Source organism: Caulobacter sp. 10L414 (genome assembly GCF_056395525.1).
The window spans coordinates 1-17,905 of sequence record NZ_JBFTJR010000009.1; the positions used below are offsets into that span (position 1 = coordinate 1).

A 17,905-nucleotide genomic window follows, 5' to 3' on the forward strand; every position below is an offset into this window, starting at 1 on the left:
CGGCCAAGACGCCCGAACAGAAGCTGGCCGCCATCCAGGCCGCCGTCGCCGCGGCCCTGGCCGCCAGCGGCGCCGCGCCCGAAGCGATCGCCGCCGCGCTGATCCAGGCCGTGGCCTCCAACGTCATCAGCGCCGGCGTGGCCGTCTCGGTCGCCGCCTCGGTCGCTCCGGGCATGGCCTCGACCGTCGCCAACGCGCCGGCCGTCGTCGCCCAGCTGAACGCCACCGGCCAGACCGCCACGGTCACCTCCTCGACCAGCGGCGGTTCGGTCAGCGTCCTCGTCAGCCTGCAGGGCGCGGCGGGCGGCGGCGGCGACGGCGGCGCGGCGGCTCCGCCGGCGGCCTATGATCCGTGCGCCGGCGTGACCGCCGACTACTGCGGCACCTAAGACCTTTATCTGAGATCAACGCCGGCCTGGTCCGGCGACGGACACCTTTTTTGTTTGTGTCGGGTTTCCGAAAGACGGCGGAAGTCGTCGAAGTGGGGATAGACCATGAAGATACTTGCCTCGGCCGCCATCGCGGCTGTTCTCGTCGCGGCTGCGCCGCAGGTGGCTTCGGCCCAGAGCGAAGCGTCCAGCTTCAAGCGCGACAAGCACACCAGCGTGCGCCAGCGCCCGCGCCCCGACTATGAAGCGGCCGGCGTGCGCCTGGGCGGCTTCATGGCCTACCCCCGCCTGACCGTGGACGTCGAACGTGACGACAACATCTACGCCGTGGCCACGGGCGAGACCGACGACACCATCTGGCGCGTGAAGCCCCAGCTGGCCGTGCGTTCGGACTGGTCGCGCCACTCGCTGGGCTTCTTCGCCTCGTCGACGATCAACCGCTATTCGGACTTCGACACCGAGAACACCGAGGAATACACCTTCGGCGTCAACGGTCGCGTCGACATCGTCCGCGGCGCCAACGTGTCGGCCGGCCTGCAGACCCAGAAGCTGACCGAGCCGCGCTCGGCCCCGACCTCGCCGCTGTCGGCCGCCAAGCCGATCCAGTACGACCTGACCACGGCCTCGCTGACCGGCGTCAAGGAGTTCAACCGCCTGCGCCTGACCGGCAAGTTCGAGAGCAAGCTGTTCGACTACGAGGACGGCGTGAACGGGGGCGGCGGCGTGGTCGAGCAGGACACCCGCGACCGCGACGAGTTCTTCTATGGCGTGAAGGCCGACTACGCGATCAGCCCGGACACGGCGCTGTACGTCTCGCTGACCGGCAACACCAAGAACTACGACATCCTGAACCCGGCGGTGCCGGCCTCGGGCACGACGCCCGCCCAGCCGGCCTACAGCCGCGACTCCGACGGCTTCGTGCTGCTGTTCGGCGCCGACTTCGAGCTGGCCCAGGCCCTGCGCGGCCAGGTGGACGCCGGCTACATGCGGCAGAGCTACGACGACTACAAGAACATCGGCAGCCTGACCTCGAAGAACCTCGACGGCTTCAGCACCAAGACCCAGGTCGAGTGGTTCCCCACCGAACTGACGACGGTGACCTTCAACGCCGCGCGCAGCATCGAGGAATCTGTGGCTTCCGGTTCGGGCGGCTTCATCTCGAGCGGCGGCTCTGTCGCCGTCGACCACGAGCTGCTGCGCAACGTGCTGCTGTCGGGTCAGGCCAATTACGGCAAGGACGACTATGACGGCATCGACCGCGAAGATAAGCGCACGGGCGCCAAGGCTTCGGTGGCCTATCTGATGAACCGTCGCGTCGGGGTCTTCCTGACCTATACCTACCTGAAGCAGAAGTCGGACGGCGCCCAGGCCTCCAAAAGCTTCACCGACAACAAGCTGGCCGCTTCGGTCGCCCTGCAGTTCTAGTCCAAAAAAGGTCGCGACCCTCCTCTAGCGGAGGGTCATCGACCACTGAGAGTGCGCATGATGGACGGCTCGACCTTCGAGAACCCGATCGCTCCGGCGTCCGACGCCGGAGCGCCCGCGTTTGACCTCAACGTCATCATCGCGATCTTCCGGCGACGGTTGCGGCTGTTCGCGGCCGTGGCCCTGGCGGTGTTCGTGGCCGTGGTGCTGTTCACCCTGCAGCAGACGCCGCTCTACTCGACCCAGGCCCAGGTCATGATCGACGTGCGCCAGGAGCAGGTGACCGACATGAACGCCGTGCTGTCGGGCCTGCCCGCCGACAGCGCCGTGGTCGACACCGAGGTCGAGGTGCTGCGCTCGCGTTCGCTGGCCGGCCGCGTGGTCGACCAGCTCAAGCTCGACCAGGACCCGTACTACAATCCCAACCTGGCCGGCGCGAAGGGCGTCAAGGCCTGGCTGCCGTTCCTCAAGAGCACGGTCGCGCCGACCGCCGCCAACGATCCGGCCGCGGCCCAGCGCCTGCGCGAGCGCATCGTCGATCGCGTGCTGAGCGGCCTGACCGTCCGTCGCGCGGGCGTCACCTACCTGATCACCGTCCAGTACACCCATCCCGATCCGGCCGAGGCCGCGCGCCTGGCCAACACCTTCGCCGACCTCTACCTGACCKAACAGCTGGAAGCGAAGTTCGAGGCCACCAAGCAGGCCAACGCCTGGCTCGACACCCGCGTGGCCGACCTGCGCGGCCAACTGCAGCAGGCCGAAGCCGAGGTCCAGCAGTACAAGATCGCCAACAACCTGCTCAGCGCCCAGGGCGCGACCCTGACCGAGCAGGAGATCTCGGGCCTGAACCAGCAGCTGGCCACCGCCCGCGCCGAGCAGGCCGAGACCGACGCCCGTCTCAGCATCGCCCGCAACCAGCTGGCCCGCGGCAGCAACGGCGACGACCTGGGCGAGTCCCTGAACTCGCCGGTCGTGCAGCAGCTGCGCAAGCAGCGCGCCGAGAAGAGCGCCCAGGTCAACGCCATGGCCGAGCGCTACGACGAGCGCTGGCCCGACCTGATCAAGGCCCGTCGCGAGTTGTCGGACATCGACACGCAGATCCAGGCCGAGATCAAGCGCATCATCTCCAACCTCGAGGCCCAGGCCCAGATCTCGCGCCAGCGCACCGGTTCGGTCGCCGGCAGCGTCGGCGCCGCCCGCGGCACCCTGGCCGGCAACAACCGCGCCGGCATCCGCCTGGCCGAGCTGGAGCGCAAGGCCGAGTCCGTCCGCACCCTGTATGAATCCCTGCTGGCCCGCTTCAAGCAGACCACCACCCAGCAGGGCATCGAACAGCCCGACGCGCGGGTGATCTCCCGGGCGACGATCCCGACCAAGCCCAGCGCGCCCAAGCCTTCGCTGAACCTCCTGATCGGCCTGGTGGCCGCTCTCGGCGCCGGCGGCGCCGCGGTGGTCCTGGCCGAGGTCATGATGGCCGGCCTGTTCACCGAGGACGAGGTCGAGCGCCGCCTGGGCGTGCCCTATCTGGGCTCGGTGCCGCTGCTCAGCTCGACGCTGGACGACGCGCGCGCGGCCCGTGGCCTGGCGCCGCCCGACTACCTGCTGAACAAGCCGCTCTCCAGCTTCGCCGAGAGCCTGCGCAAGCTGCGCGCGGCGATCCTGTTCTCCAAGGTCGGCGAGTCGGTGAAGGTCATCGCGGTGACCTCGTCGCTGCCGGGCGAGGGCAAGACCACCACCACCTTCTCGCTGGGCCGCACCCTGGCCGCCTCGGGCGCCAATGTCGTGGTCGTCGACTGCGACCTGCGCCAGGGCGCCATCAACCGCTTCCTGCCCACCGCGCCGACCGTCGGCCTCGTTGAGGTGCTGAACGGCGCGGCGACGCTGGACGAGGCGCTTTACGCCGACGAGAGCGGGGCCAAGGTCCTGCCGCTGACCAAGTCGGCCTACACGCCGCGCGACGTCTTCGGCTCGGCCGCCTTCCAGCGCCTGCTGGCCGAACTGCGCCAGCGCTTCGACGTGGTGCTGCTCGACACCGCCCCGCTGCTGGCCATCGCCGACACCCGCATCCTGGCGCCGCACGCCGACGCCGTGGTCATGCTGGCCCGCTGGAAGCGCACGCCGGTCAAGGCCATCACCACGGCCCTGTCGCTGCTGCAAGGGCGCGGCATCTTCCTGGCGGGCGTGGCCCTGACCCAGGTCGACCTGAAGGCCCAGTCCCGCTACGGCTACGGCGACGCGGGCTACTACTACAAGAGCTACCGCAAGTACTATGCGGACTGACGGGGTTCGGACCCGGCGGCTAGCGGGGTCCGAAACCGCCGCCTGCATCGGCCTGACGGCGCTGGTCTCCAGCGCCGTTCTGGCGTTCGGGGCCAGCGACACGGCCGTGGCGGCCGTCTTCGCCGGGCTCTACGCCCTGTTCCTCGTCATCCTGCTGGCCGCCTGCGGCTGGGCCCGTCGCGACCTGGCGCGGCTGGGCGGCTGGACGGTTCCGACCGTGCTGGCCGGGCTGCTGCTGGCGGCCGTGCTGGCCCCGTTGACGCCCTGGACGCCCGACGGCCGCCATCCGGTCTGGGCCTACCTGCCCGACAGCCTCGGCGGCGCGACCCCCGACCGCTCGGCGGTGCTGCTCAACGGGCTCAACCTGCTGGGACTGTTCTGCCTCTATGTCGCCGCCCGCGTGGTGGGCGCCTCGCAGACGCGCGGTCGCCGCCTGCTGGCGTTCATGCTCTGGGCGCTGGGGATCTATGCCGCCGGGGCCCTGGTGCAGCACGTCGGCGTGCGCGCCGAGGGGCGGATGAGCGCGACCCTGCTGGGCCCCAACAGCGCCGCCACGGTGTTCGCCGCCGGGGTGGTGATGGCCGCCGCCGGCCTGGCGCAGCGCCTGCGCCGGGGCGGGGCGGGGATGCTGCGCAAGGGCGACCCGCGCGCGGTGGCCCTGGCTGGCCTCGTGGCCCTGCTGGTCGTCTGCCTGCTGATGACCGCCTCGCGCGGGGGGCTGATCGCCGGCGCCGCCGGCGCGGGCCTGTTCACGCTGTGGCAGGTGTTCTCCGGCCGCCGGATGTCGCGCGGCGGCGCCGTCGTCCTGGGCTGCGCCGCGCTGCTGCTGGTCGCGGCCCTGGGCCTGAACGGCGCGGGCCTGGTGTCCGAACGCTTCGACCTGGCCCAGCACGACCTCGACATCCGTCGTCAGATCATCGCGCCCCACTGGCGGGCCTTCCTGTCGTCGCCGTGGTTCGGCTACGGCCTGGGCTCGTTCACCACCGTCAACCAGATGCTGATGACCGAGGCCGGCCTGCGCGAGCTGCACAATGTGCGCGCCGTGCACAATCTCTACGTCCAGTGGCTGGAGGAGGCCGGGATCGTCGGCGCCGGGCTGATGGCGGCCCTGTTCGTCGAGCGTCTGGTCCCGACCGCGCGCGCCGCCTTCGGTCCGGGCGGAGCCGGCGTCTGGGCGCGCGGCGCGGTCTGCGCGGCGGCGGTGTTCCTGATCCACGGCCTCAGCGACTTCGCCCTGCAGGTGCCGGCCATCCAGGCGCTGGCGGTGCTGGGTCTGGGCGTGGTCGGCGGGCTGGTCGCACCCCGGCGCGAGGCGCGCGGCGCAAAGCCTGATCCTGCCCCCGCCCGCCTGGCCCTGGCCGGCGGCGCCGCCTGCGCCTTGGCGGCGGTGCTGCTGGCCGGCCCCATGCTGGCCGCCAAGCTGGGCGGCGACCTTTCGGCCTGGCCGACCGCCCCCGCCGACGCCCTGGCCGGCAGCATCGAGCGCGGCCTGGCCGTGCGCAATCCGGGAGCGGAAGATCTGGCGCGGCTGGATCGCCTGAGCCGGCGGGAGCTGGCCCTGCGGCCGGGCTCGGGCTCGGCCTGGCTGCGACGGGCGGCGATCGACGCGGCGGCGGGGCTGGACGGGCCGGCGGCCCAGGCGCTGGAGCGCTCCTACGCCGTGGCTCCGCTGCAATCGAGCCTGTTCCGGGCGCGCACGATGTTCGCCTACGAGCGCTGGGATCGGCTGACGCCCGATGCGCGGACGCAGACCATCTATCACCTCAGCGCCGAATACAGGCGCCGACGCTACAGCAAGTCTTTCGTGGAAATGGCCAATGCGCTGCACAACCCGGCCGGGCGGGTGGGCATGGCCCTGCAATTGACGGCGCTGCGCCTGCAGCTGCCCTGAAGCGGTCGCCCCCGAGGGGGCGAAACCTAGAAGACGGCGCGCACCAGTTCCAGCGCGGCCAGCCACAGGCCGATCGAGACCACGGCCGCCAGGCCCAGGCCCAGGGCGCGCGGCAGACGGCGCGTAGTGGTCGGAACAGCTTCGGCGATGCTGTTCATCGAAATGTCGGCGTGCGGCATGAAACTCAAGGCCCCTTCAGCGCAGGTTCGTCAACTGCGCGAATTTAAGCTTAGCTTCTCAGCCCTAAGCCCCAATGAAGGAACAAGGTTTACGCAAAATGACTGTATTTTATGGTTAAGTATCAGTTTCCGCGCGACGTCGTCGGAGAGTTGCATTAGGTAGTTAGAGACGAAGTGGGGTGGCTTCGTTCCTTTTTGTGTGTCGTGGGATAGGGGGTTACGCTGTGAGCGGAAGCTCGAACACCGAAACCATGAACGCCGTCGCGGGCGAGATTTTTGCTCGTGTCGCCGTGGATCCCGGCAAGCGCTTCATCGATGTCGTCGTCGCTGGCCTTGCCCTGGTCTTCTTCGCGCCCGTGCTTCTGCTCGCGGCGCTCTGGATCAAGCTGGAGTCGCCCGGTCCGGTGCTGTTTCGCCAGACGCGGGGCGGCCTGAACGGACGAACCTTCACCATCTACAAGCTGCGCTCGATGCGGTGCGAGGAGAACGGCGACAAGGTCACCCAGGCCCGTCGCGACGACGACCGCATCACCAAGTCCGGCAAGCTTTTGCGCACCACCAGCATCGACGAGCTGCCCCAGCTGCTCAACGTGCTCAAGGGCGACATGTCGCTGGTCGGGCCGCGTCCGCACGCCATGGCGCACGACGCCTACTACGGCGCGCTGATCTCGACCTACAACATGCGCTTCCAGGCCAAGCCCGGCCTCACGGGCCTGGCCCAGATCCGCGGCCTGCGCGGCGGCACCACCGACGTCGAGGACATGGCGGCCCGCATCAAGGCCGACATCGCCTATATCGACGGCTGGTCGCTGATGAGCGACATCCGCATCCTGCTGCTGACGGTTCCGCACCTGCTGATGGCCGAAAACGCCTACTAGGCGCGCGACGCCGTTGATTATGGAAAAGGCCTCGCTTCTCCTGGAAGCGAGGCCTTTTTCTTTGCCTGCACTGTCCGGGATCAGCCGATCGTCACCCAGGCGGCCGAGCCGGGGGCCTGGCGCTCGACCCAGCGATAGTTGAGCTCGCTCCAGGGCGTGGCCCAGGGGGTCAGGTTGTCGAGCACCCAGTCGCCCTGTTCCATGGCCACCACCAGCACGGCGTGGCTTTCGCCGCGGGCGGTCACCGCCACGGCCATCGACAGGGCCGCGGCCGGCACGCCGGCCTCGATCAGGCGGCGGCGCTTTTCCAGGGCGTAGTCCTCGCAGTCGCCGTACATCTTGCCGTTGATGACGCGCGGCAGGCTCCAGTACTCGATCATGCCGTAGAGATCGAAGTCGTCGGCCTTCTGCACTTCGCGATTAACGCGGCGATTGATGTCGTTGAGCAGCTTCATCTGGTCACGCGACAGGCGCGGCGCCTCGCCCGGGGCCGAGGCCAGGTTGATCGCGGGGCGGGCCGGCGCGACGGGGCTGGGCGACAGGGCGGCGGCCAGGGCCTGGTCCGGCGAGATCACGGCGAAATCGGTTTCCAGGCGCAGCGGAGCCAGGGTCTCGACCGCCAGGGCGGGGCTCTCGTCCTCGTCGGCGGCTTGCGGCTCGGCGGCCTGGACCTGCGAGGCGAACACCAGCCGGCGGCTGCTCGTCCACGTGCTCGAGGTCGACGAGGTGGCCAGGCCCGGCTGGGGCGCCTGGCCGGTCAGGGCGGCGATCTCGTGGGGGGCCGCGCCGCAGCTGTCCAGGTCGCGCTGGCACAGGTCGGTGAACCCGGGCGGGGCGGCGGCGGGCGCGCCCAGCGGCATGAACGCCGGCGCCGGCGCGGCGAGGGCCGGGCCGGCGGCGGCCATCAGCCCCAGGCTGGCGGCGGCGGTTCCGAGAAAGGCGGTGATCTTCATGACTGGYTCGCGAAGTTCGTGAGCCCATCATCGGGATATCCATTGAATTCGAGGTCAAAATGCTTGGTGTTTTAACGTATAATCAATCTGGTTTATTTGGCGTTATTGGTAACTGGAGATGAATATTCACGGTTAAATTCATCTCGAAAATCTCGGTTTATTTATCGTAAATATCAAAGGCAGCGGTTGAAGGGGGCTTGCGCCTAAGGCATTTTGGAGATCGGCTTCCTTCCTCCTTCACCGATCGCTCCCTGGTCCATGGTCTTCGGCTTCCTGCGTCCCAAGTCCCGATCCAAGCCCGAGGCGCCCTCCGCCGGCGGCCGAGTGGTTTACGGCGTGGGCGACATCCACGGCCGTCTCGACCTGCTCGACCAGCTGCTCGACACGGTGGCGGCCGACTTCGCCGCCCTTGGCCGGCAGGACCGGCCGGTCATCGTGTTCGTCGGCGACTATGTCGATCGTGGTCCGGACTCGGCGGGGGTCATCGACCGCATCGCCGCCCTCAAGGCCGCCGCCGGCGGATCCTCGGGCTTCGAGGTGCGGGCCCTGATGGGCAATCACGAGCAGACCCTGCTGCAGTTCCTCGACACGCCCGAGGGCGGGCCGGTCTGGGCCGAGTTCGGCGGCGGCGAGACGCTGGCCTCCTATGGCGTGGCGCGGCCGGTCGGTCGCGACCCCGAGGCCTGGCGCGCGGCGCAGGAGCAGTTCCAGCGCAACCTGCCCCTGCGCCACCTGAATTTCCTGCGGCAGCTGGAGCTGACCGCCGCCTATGGCGACTACCTGTTCGTCCACGCCGGCGTGCGGCCGGGCCGGTCGCTGGCCGAGCAGGATCCGCAGGACCTGCTGTGGATCCGCGGCGATTTCCTGCATCAGCCGCACGGCCTGGGCTGCGTCGTGGTGCACGGCCACACGCCCGACGAGGAGCCGTTCCTGGGCCGTGACCGGATCAATGTCGACACCGGAGCCTATGCGACGGGCGTTCTGACCGCCGTCCGCGTGGGCGAGGGCGCGCCGACCATGCTGCAAGCGCGAAAACGGCGCCCCGTCCCGGCGTGAAGCTTGTGGCGCCGGAGTCTCCATGCGATGAGACCTGCGAGGGATGCAGCCGAGAGACGTGACCAGAATGATTACCGTTCGACGCTTTATTCGGGCGGCTGCGCTCTGCCTGGCCCTCGGCGCCGCAGCGCCGCTCGCCCACGCCCAGGACGCCACGCTTCCGCCGTCGCAGGACGCTGCTGCAATGCAGCAGGCCATGCCCGCCGCGGCCCCGGTCGACCCTGATTATCAGCTGGGTTCGGGCGACAAGGTCCGGGTCACGGTCTTCGGCGAACCCACCCTGTCGGGCGAGTTCTACGTCACCGGTTCGGGCCAGGTCTCGCTGCCGCTGGTCGGCGAGGTCAAGGCCGCCGGCCTCAGCGTCCGCCAGTTCCAGGAGACGGTCGAGACCGCCCTGCGCAACGGCTATCTCAAGCAGCCGCGCGTCAGCGCCGAGGTCCTGAACTTCCGCCCGTTCTACATCCTGGGCGAGGTCAGCAAGCCGGGCACCTATCCCTACACCTCGGGCCTGACCGTGCAGAACGCGGTGGCCACCGCCGGCGGCTACACCTACCGGGCCGACAAGAACAAGGTCTACATCAAGCGTCTCGGCGAAGAGAAAGAGACCAAGATGGAGCTGACGCCGTCGACCCAGGTCGCGCCGGGCGACACGGTGCGTATCGGCGAGCGCTTCTTTTAAGGACTCCAGAGCAGGCGCGGTATTGTTCGTGGCTCTTGCCCGGTTAGGGTTTGATTCACCACGACGTGTGGCGATAGGCCGCGTCTGCGACTACCTGGCCGCGTAATAGAAACTCTTTTTTTGTATCTTTCCGCACAGAGTGGCGCCGTACCACTCTGGGGGAACGCCTTTGCTGAAGGTTCTGACCTGCCTGACGGGGCAGCATGACTTCAGGCTCGTGCTTGTCGCCGGCCTCGTCTGCTTCGCCGCCTGCTTCACGGCCTTCCGGCTCTTTTCCCGCCTGCGCGGGGCGCGCGGCCTGGTCCGCGGCGCCTGGCTGCTGTTGACCGGCCTGGTCGCCGGCTCGGGCGTGTGGGCCACCCACTTCATCGCCATGGTCGCCTACGACCCCGGGCTGAAGACGGGCTACAGCCCCGCCGGCACCCTGCTGTCGCTGATGATCGCCGTGCTGTTCATGGCCGCCGGCTTCGCCGTGGCCTCGGCCGAGCGCACCCGCACCAACGACTGCGCCGGCGGCCTGCTGCTGGGCCTGGGCATCGGCGCGATGCACTACACCGGCATGTCGGCCTTCGTGACCCAGGGCTACGTGCTGTGGGAGCAGGCCACCGTCGCCGCCTCGGTCGTCATCGGCGTCTCCTTCTCGGCCATCGCCCTGGTCATCGCCGGTCGCGCCCGCTCGCTGACCAAGCAGCTGATCGGCGGCACGGTGCTGACCCTGGGCGTCTGCGGCCTGCACTTCACCGGCATGGGCGCGGTGACAATCATGCCCGACGTCAACGTCGTGGTGCCCGAGCAACTGCTGTCGGGCGCGATGCTGACCCTGGCGGTGACCGCCATCACCGGCCTGATCATCCTGGGCGGCCTGGGCGCGGTGACCATCGAGTCCTCGACCAGCCGTTCGGCGCTCGACCGCATCCGCCGCCTGGCCAACGCCGCCTACGAAGGCATCGTCGTTGTCCAGGACGGCCGCATCAACGACGCCAACGCCGCCTTCTGCGAACTGGCCGGCGCCCAGCTGGGCGACCTGGTCGGCAAGCCGCTCTACACCGCCATGCTGACCTTCGACGGCAAGGAAGCCGCCCGCGAAGGCGTGCGCCGCGAGGGCCTGCTGCAGCCGCTGGAAGGCGGCCGCGCGATCCCGGTCGAGGTGTTCTCGCGCCTGATGGACGACGGCGCCCGCACCGAGACCTCGGGCCTGACCGTGCTGGCCATCCGCGACCTGCGTGAGCGCCGCTCGGCCGAGGAGAAGATCCGCTATCTGGCCGAGCACGACGGCCTCACCGGCCTGCCCAACCGCAACTCCCTGCAGGCGCGCCTGGCCGCGGCCCTGGAGCGCGTCGAGGCCTCGGGCGAGACCCTGTCGCTGGTCTGCATCGACCTGGACCACTTCAAGGAAGCCAACGACCTGCACGGCCACCTGGCGGGCGACGCCCTGCTGGTCGAGGCCGCGCGCCGCCTGCAGGACTCGGTCAGCGCCCCGTCCTTCGCCGCGCGCCTGGGCGGCGACGAATTCATCCTTGTGCAGATCGCCGCCGGCGACCAGCCGGCCGCCGCCGCCGAACTGGCCGGCCGTGTGCTCGAGCAACTGTCGACCCCGGCCGTCTACGAGGGCCAGGACCTGGCCATGGGCGCCAGCCTGGGCGTCTCGCTGTTCCCCGACGACGGCCGCACGGCCGAGGCCCTGCTGGCCAACGCCGACATGGCCCTCTACCGCGCCAAGGAAAGCGGCCGCGGCGTCTACCGCTTCTTCAAGCGCGAGATGGACGAGACCATCCGTGAACGCCGCACCCTGGCGCGCGAGCTGCGCCAGGCGATCACCGACGAAGAGCTGGTGGTGTTCTACCAGCCGCTGGCCCGCGCCGCCGACGGCGAGGTCTGCGGCTTCGAGGCCCTGGTCCGCTGGAAGCATCCGGTGCGCGGCATGGTCCCGCCGCTGGAGTTCATTCCGGTGGCCGAGGAGAACGGCCTGATCACCCAGCTGGGCGAATGGGTCCTGCGCCGCGCCTGCGCCGACGCCGCCAGCTGGGACCGCCCGCTGCGCATCGCCGTCAACCTGTCGCCGCTGCAGCTGAACCAGCCCAACCTTCCCACCCTGGTGCACGAGGTGCTGATCGCCACCGGCCTGTCGCCCTCGCGCCTGGAGCTGGAGATCACCGAAAGCGCGCTCTTCAAGGACTACCAGCGCGCGCTCGACAACCTGCGCCGCCTGAAGGCCCTGGGCGTGCGCATCGCCATGGACGACTTCGGCACCGGCTTCTCGTCGCTGTCGACCCTGCAGTCGTTCCCGTTCGACAAGATCAAGATCGACAAGAGCTTCGTCGAGAACATCCACCGCCACGACCGCGCCACCGTCATCGTGCGCGCCGTGCTGGGCTTGGGCCGCAGCCTGGAGATCCCGGTCGTGGCCGAGGGCGTCGAGACCCAGGAGCAGATCGACTTCCTGCGCGGCGAGTCCTGCGCCGAACTGCAGGGCTACGCCATCGGCCGTCCGGGCCCGATCGACAGCCTGTCGGCCTGGACCCTGGCGCGCGCCGCCGCGGCGGCCGCCAACGAGGTCGAGACCAAGGCCCGCGGCGCGGCCTGATCGCCCGCCCTTTTTGCGGGCCGCCTCGGGGAACCTCTGCCGTGCGGCGGCGTTTGCAAAGCGTCGCCGGCGGGGGTGCGCCTGGTGACGCGGGGCTAGCGTAATGGGCCAGTTTCTCAGTCGGGCGACGATCCGGTTCGCATCGTCGGTCGACCGCCCGATCCTCAGGTTCTGCCTGGCCGGCGTGGCCGTGGGCCTGGCCGTGGCCGCCCGCGTCGGCGCGGCCAGCCTGACCGACCACCCCAGCAACTTCCCGCCGTTCTTCGTCGCCGTCATGCTGGCCGCCCTGGTCGGCGGGCTCTGGGCGGGCCTGGCCGCGATGCTGGCCAGCGCGCTGATCGTGCGCCTGCTGTGGATGGGCGGCCCCCTCGACACGGCCCAGGCCGCGCAACTGGCCACCTTCGCGCTCAGCGGCGGCCTCATCGTGCTGTTCGTCGCCGCCCTGCGGCTGGCCGTGCGCAGCGGCCTGGCCGCCGAGGAGCGCTTCCGCATCGCCCAGGACGCCTCGCTCGACGCCTTCGTGATCCTGGAGCCGCTGCGGCGCGGCGGCCAGATCGCCGACTTCCGCTGGACCTACGCCAACCCCGCCGCCCAGGCGCTGCGGCCGCGCGGCGTCTCCAGCCTGATCGGCCGCCGGGTGCGCGACGTCTTTCCCGACGAGACCGGCCAGCAGATGATCGAGCGCCTGTCGCGGCTGCTCGACGAGGGCGGCCCCGACGACCTGGAGGTTCGGCGGGTGATCGACGGCGAGGAGTACTGGGTGCGCTCCAGCGGCGTGCGCATCACCGAGGGCCTGGCGGTGACCTTTCGCGACGTGACCCGCGAGCGCCGCGCCCAGGCCGCCCTGCGCACCAGCGAGGAGCAGTTCCGGGGCGTGGCCAACGCCGCGCCGGTGATGATCTGGATCTCCGGCGCCGATGGGGCCTGCATCTGGTTCAACGACGCCTGGCTGAAGTTCACCGGCCGGGCGATGGACGAGGAGCTGGGGCGCGGCTGGGCGGCGGGCGTGTATCCCGACGACCTGGAGGCGGCCGAGGCCGAGGCGGCGGCTGCCATGGCCGAGCGCCGCGCGTTCCGGGCCGCCTTCCGCCTGCGCCGCGCCGACGGCGCCTGGCGCTGGATCAGCAGCGCCGGCGCGCCGCGCCACGACGCCTACGGCCAGTACCAGGGCTATATCGGCAGCTGCTTCGACAACACCGAGGTGGTCGAGACCACGCTGGAGCTCGAGGACCGCGTGGCCGAGCGCACCGCGGCCCTGGAGGCCAGCATCGCCGAGCGCGCCAAGACCGAGGCGGCGCTTGCCCAGTCGCAGCGGCTGGAAACCGTCGGCCGGCTGACCGGCGGCGTCGCCCACGACTTCAACAACCTGCTGACGGTGATGGTCGGCGGGCTCGACATGATCCTCAAGCGTCCCGACGACGTGGCCCGGGTGCGGCGCCTGGGCGAGGCGGCCCTGGCCGCCGGCCAGCGCGGCGAGCGCCTGACCCGCCAGCTGCTGGCCTTCTCGCGCAGCCAGGAACTGAAGCTGGAGGTCGTCGACATCGCCGGCCTGATCCTGCAGGTCGAGCCCCTGGTCCGCCGCGCCGTCGGTGACGCCAAGAGCCTGGTGGTCCGCGCCGACGGCGAGGCGGGATCCAGCCGCGTCGACGCCGCCCAGTTCGAGGCGGCCCTGCTCAATCTCGTCGTCAACGCCGTCGACGCCACGCCCGATCACGGAACCATCACCGTCGAGGTCTCGGCCGAGCGCCTGGAGGACGGCCAGGCGGGTCAGGCCCCTGCCGGCGACTATGTGCGCGTTTCGGTGTCGGACACCGGCCACGGCATGTCGCCCGAGGTGCTCGCCCGGGTGTTCGAGCCGTTCTTCACCACCAAGGAGGTCGGCAAGGGCACGGGCCTTGGCCTGGCCCAGGTCTACGGCTTCGTGCGCCAGTGCGGCGGGGCCGTGACCATCGACAGCCAGCAGGGCGGGGGCACGACCGTCTCGCTGCACCTGCCCGCCGCCGACGACGAGGGCGTGGCCGTGGAGCGGGCCGAGGACGCCCCGGCCGCAGATCTTTCCGGCGTTCGGGTGCTGCTGGTCGAGGACGATCCCAGCGTCCGGGCGATCACCGAGGGCGCGCTGTCGGAACTCGGCTGCATCGTCGTCACCGCCGAGCACGGCCGGGCGGCCCTGGCCCGCCTCGACGCCGAGGCCGCCTTCGACGTGCTGCTGTCGGACCTGGTCATGCCCGGCGGCGTCAGCGGCGTGGAACTGGGCCGCATCGTCGCCGAGCGCTCGCCCCGCACCGCCGTCCTCCTGACCACCGGCTACGCCGGCGACCGCCTGGCCGCCGCCCTGGAAGACCTGCCCTGGCCGGTGCTGCGCAAGCCGTTCCGGATCGAGCAGCTGCACCGGGCGCTGGCGGAGGCGGTCAGTCAGAAATGATCCCTCTCCCCTTGCGGGAGAGGGTGGCCTGCGAAGCAGGTCGGGTGAGGGGTCGACAGGGCTGTCGACCTCGCCAGGCTGATCGACCGGGCGCGACGGCTCAGGTTTGAGAGACCCCTCATCCGTCGGCCTTCGGCCGCCACCTTCTCCCGCAAGGGGAGAAGGAAACTACCGCCTGCGGCTCAATCCCCCCAGCAGCCCGCGCATGATCTCGCGGCCGGCCTGGCTGGCCACCGTGCGCAGCAGCGACTTGGCGAAGGTCTCGGCCATGCCCTGGCGGCTGGACGACGCGCGAGGCCGCGAGGCGCGGGCCTCTTCGCGCTCTTCCCGGGCGCGTTCGCGCTCGCGCACCTTCTCTTCGGCCGCGCGCTGGCGTTCGGCCTCGGCGGCGCTGGCCGCGGCGGCCGCGTCCTTCTGGGCCTGGGCGGCGCGGCCCTGCAGGGTCTCGTAGGCCGAGGCGCGGTCCTGGGCGGTGTCGTAGAGGCCGGCCACCGGGCTCTTGGCGATGGCGGCGGCGCGCTCTTCGGGCGTCAGCGGGCCCAGGCGCGAAGCCGGCGGGCGGATCAGGGTCTTCTGCACCACGCAGGGCGCGCCCTTGGCGTCGAGCACCGAGACCAGGGCCTCGCCCACGCCCAGGGCCTGGATGGTCTCGGCGGTGTCGAAGGCCGGATTGACCCGGAACGACTGGGCCGCCGCCTTCAGGCCCTTCTGGTCGGCCGGGGTGTAGGCGCGCAGCGCGTGCTGCACGCGCGCGCCCAGCTGGCCCAGCACCGCGTCGGGAATGTCGGCTGGGTTCTGGGTGACGAAATAGATGCCCACGCCCTTCGAGCGGATCAGGCGCACCACCTGCTCGATCTTCTCCAGCAGGGGCTTGGGCGCGTCGTTGAACAGCAGGTGCGCCTCGTCGAAGAAGAAGACGAGCTTGGGCTTTTCCGGATCGCCCACCTCGGGCAGCTCTTCGAACAGCTCCGACAGCAGCCACAGCAGGAAGGTCGAATAGAGCTTGGGCGACTGGATCAGCTTGTCGGCGGCCAGCACGTTGACGTAGCCGCGACCGGCCACGTCGGTGCGCATGATGTCGGAGAGGTTCAGGGCCGGCTCGCCGAAGAAGTGCTCGGCCCCCTGGGTCTGCAGGGTCAGGAGCTTGCGCTGGATCGCGCCGACGGTGGCGGCCGAGACGTTGCCGTACTGGGTGCCGATCTCGGCGGCATTGTCGGCCACATACTTCAGCGCTGCCTGCAGGTCCTTAAGGTCCAGCAGCAGCAGGCCGTCCTGGTCGGCGACGTGGAAGGTGATGGTCAGCACGCCTTCCTGCACGTCGTTGAGCTCCAGCAGGCGCGAGAGCAGCAGCGGCCCCATCTCCGAGATGGTCGTGCGGATCGGGTGGCCCTTCTCGCCGAACAGGTCCCAGAAGATGGTCGGCGGGGCGGCCGGGGTCAGGGTGATGTCCATCGACGCGGCGCGGGCCTGCATCTTCTCGTTCGGCGTCCCCAGCGCGGCGACGCCGGAAAGGTCGCCCTTCACGTCGGCGGCGAACACCGGCACGCCCGCGTCGGCGAAGGCCTGGGCCATGACCTGCAGCGTCACGGTCTTGCCGGTGCCGGTGGCGCCGGCCACCACGCCGTGGCGATTGGAGCGGTCCAGCCGCTGAGTGACAGGTCCTTCGCCGAGCCCGATCAGGATCTCGCCTTCGCCGATCGCCAGGGTCATGCGCAACTTCCCTACATGATTGAGGCTTAAGCCTAGCTGGCGCCTTGTCTCTCGCCAATCGGCCTGAACAATGGCGCCCAAGATCTACGCCAGCAGAGATTCCCGTCGATGACGACCTTCACGCCCTCGATCACCAGCCGCAACGCCGTCGTCTTCCTGGCGGTGGTCGCGGCCGGCGCGGCCCTCTATTTCATGCGCGGCATTCTCACCCCGCTGGTCCTGGCCATCTTCCTGGCGGTGATGATCGACAGTTTCGCCCGCGTGCTGACGGTGCGGGTGCCCAAGTTCCCCGAGAAGCTGGCTCTGCCGACGGCCATCGTGCTGTCGCTGCTGCTGTTCGGCGGCTCGGTGTGGATCGTCGTCGAGAACGGCGCCGGGTTCGTCGGCCAGGCCAAGGCCTATGCGCCGCGCCTCAACGAGGTGATCGCCAAGATCGCCGGCCTCTTCGGGATCCGCGTCGCCCCCACGCTGGACGACCTGATCGCCCAGCTCAATCCGCAGCAATATGTCGGCGCCATCGCCGGCAGCCTGCAGAACTTCGCCTCCAACGCCGTCCTGGTGCTGATCTATCTGGGCTTCATCATCGCCTCGCGCCGGGGCTTCTCGCGCAAGATCGTCGCGCTGTTCCCGCACCACGCCGAGCGCGATCAGTCGGTGGCCCTGTTCCAGCGCATCCGCAACGGGGTCGAGCAGTACCTGTGGATCCAGACCGTCACCGGCCTGATGATCGCCGTGGCCGCCTGGGCGGTGATGGCCCTGGTCGGGCTCGACAACGCCTTCTTCTGGGCCTTCCTGATCTTCATCGCCGCCTACATCCCGATCATCGGCGGGGCCATCGGCTGCATCCTGCCGCCGCTGTTCGCCCTGGTGCAGTTCCCCCACAGCCTGCTGCCGGCGCTGATCCTGGCCGGCTCGCTGCAGGTGATCTTCTTCGTCGTGGGCAATGTCGTCCTGCCGCGCATGCAGGGCGACAGCCTGAACATGGACCCGACCGTCGTCCTGCTGTCGCTGGCCGTCTGGGGCGCGCTGTGGGGCGGCATCGGCATGTTCCTGTCCACGCCCCTGACCGTGGCCCTGATGCTGATCCTGGCCCAGTTCGACGGCACCCGCTGGATCGCCATCCTGCTGTCGGAGGACGGGGATCCGACCAGCGAACGGGCCACCGGACACGGCCCGGCGGGCGTCGCCAAACAGGGATCTGCGAGAAAAAGGCCGAGTTTGAAAAAAGGGGCTTAAATTTCTTGGGAGCGCTCCTATCTAGGTCTGGTACCGGGAGCCCCCCAATCCCGGTCCCGCGCGACGCCAGCCTGCTTTACCTGGCGCGTCGGACGCGGAAAACGCCCGCCGCCCCCCCAAGGCGGGCCTGCGCCGCCGGTCTCCCCCCACCGGCGGCGCTTCCGTGTTCGGAGCAGCGTTTCCGAACAATCCACGGTCAGGGCGCCCGGATAGAAATGTG

The 17,905-nt window shown here is 70.0% G+C and carries 13 protein-coding genes; 10 read left to right on the top strand and 3 right to left on the bottom strand.

Annotated features, from left to right (window positions below; translation table 11 throughout):
• The 4 genes from AC1DCG_RS04835 to AC1DCG_RS04850 all read left to right on the top strand — a co-directional run.
• Positions 1-389: hypothetical protein (locus AC1DCG_RS04835; RefSeq protein ID WP_477041399.1), on the top strand; the 389-nt coding region annotated here is incomplete at its 5' end.
• A gap of 105 nt (positions 390-494) precedes the next feature.
• Positions 495-1,814: an outer membrane beta-barrel protein gene (locus AC1DCG_RS04840; protein ID WP_477029214.1), complete on the top strand. Its 1,320-nt coding sequence runs from the start codon at positions 495-497 to the stop codon at positions 1,812-1,814.
• A gap of 60 nt (positions 1,815-1,874) precedes the next feature.
• Positions 1,875-4,094, top strand: coding sequence for a GumC family protein (locus AC1DCG_RS04845; protein ID WP_477041400.1), 2,220 nt, complete (start codon positions 1,875-1,877; stop codon positions 4,092-4,094).
• Entirely contained in the window at positions 4,084-5,985 is a 1,902-nt protein-coding gene (locus AC1DCG_RS04850; protein WP_477029215.1) for an O-antigen ligase family protein, read from the top strand. The genes AC1DCG_RS04845 and AC1DCG_RS04850 overlap by 11 nt, the downstream gene beginning before the upstream one ends.
• Before the next feature lie 26 nt (positions 5,986-6,011).
• Here the strand turns inward: AC1DCG_RS04850 and AC1DCG_RS04855 are convergent, their stop codons facing one another.
• Complete coding sequence (locus AC1DCG_RS04855; RefSeq protein WP_477037174.1) at positions 6,012-6,164, bottom strand: hypothetical protein; 153 nt, start codon at positions 6,162-6,164, stop codon at positions 6,012-6,014.
• Between the two features lie 251 nt (positions 6,165-6,415).
• Here AC1DCG_RS04855 and pssZ point away from each other — a divergent pair, with 251 nt between their 5' ends.
• Positions 6,416-7,042, top strand: coding sequence for an exopolysaccharide biosynthesis protein PssZ (gene pssZ / locus AC1DCG_RS04860; RefSeq protein ID WP_165261379.1), 627 nt, complete (start codon positions 6,416-6,418; stop codon positions 7,040-7,042).
• Positions 7,043-7,122: 80 nt separating this feature from the next.
• On the opposite strand, the gene AC1DCG_RS04865 is transcribed toward pssZ, so the two are convergent.
• Positions 7,123-7,995 (bottom strand): transglutaminase-like cysteine peptidase, encoded by an 873-nt coding sequence (locus tag AC1DCG_RS04865; RefSeq protein ID WP_477029217.1) that lies wholly within the window; start codon positions 7,993-7,995, stop codon positions 7,123-7,125.
• Between the two features lie 258 nt (positions 7,996-8,253).
• On the opposite strand from AC1DCG_RS04865, the gene AC1DCG_RS04870 reads away from it, so the two are divergent.
• The 4 genes from AC1DCG_RS04870 (at position 8,254) to AC1DCG_RS04885 (ending at position 14,739) form a co-directional block, all read left to right on the top strand.
• Entirely contained in the window at positions 8,254-9,051 is a 798-nt protein-coding gene (locus tag AC1DCG_RS04870; protein ID WP_477029218.1) for a metallophosphoesterase family protein, read from the top strand.
• Positions 9,052-9,118: 67 nt separating this feature from the next.
• A complete protein-coding gene (locus tag AC1DCG_RS04875) occupies positions 9,119-9,730 on the top strand; it encodes a polysaccharide biosynthesis/export family protein (RefSeq protein WP_477029219.1) in 612 nt (203 codons plus the stop codon).
• 169 nt (positions 9,731-9,899) lie between these two features.
• Complete coding sequence (locus AC1DCG_RS04880; protein WP_477029220.1) at positions 9,900-12,314, top strand: EAL domain-containing protein; 2,415 nt, start codon at positions 9,900-9,902, stop codon at positions 12,312-12,314.
• A gap of 103 nt (positions 12,315-12,417) precedes the next feature.
• The gene (locus AC1DCG_RS04885) at positions 12,418-14,739 is read left to right on the top strand and encodes an ATP-binding protein (RefSeq protein ID WP_477029221.1); all 2,322 of its coding nucleotides are present in this window, start codon (positions 12,418-12,420) and stop codon (positions 14,737-14,739) included.
• 168 nt (positions 14,740-14,907) lie between these two features.
• On the opposite strand, the gene AC1DCG_RS04890 is transcribed toward AC1DCG_RS04885, so the two are convergent.
• Positions 14,908-16,449 carry a helicase HerA-like domain-containing protein gene (locus AC1DCG_RS04890; protein WP_477029222.1) on the bottom strand — a complete coding sequence of 514 codons (1,542 nt, stop codon included), beginning with the start codon at positions 16,447-16,449 and terminating at the stop codon, positions 14,908-14,910.
• Positions 16,450-16,557: 108 nt separating this feature from the next.
• Between AC1DCG_RS04890 and AC1DCG_RS04895 the strand changes: the two genes are divergently transcribed.
• Positions 16,558-17,685: an AI-2E family transporter gene (locus tag AC1DCG_RS04895; RefSeq protein WP_477029223.1), complete on the top strand. Its 1,128-nt coding sequence runs from the start codon at positions 16,558-16,560 to the stop codon at positions 17,683-17,685.
• Positions 17,686-17,905 lie beyond the last annotated feature (220 nt).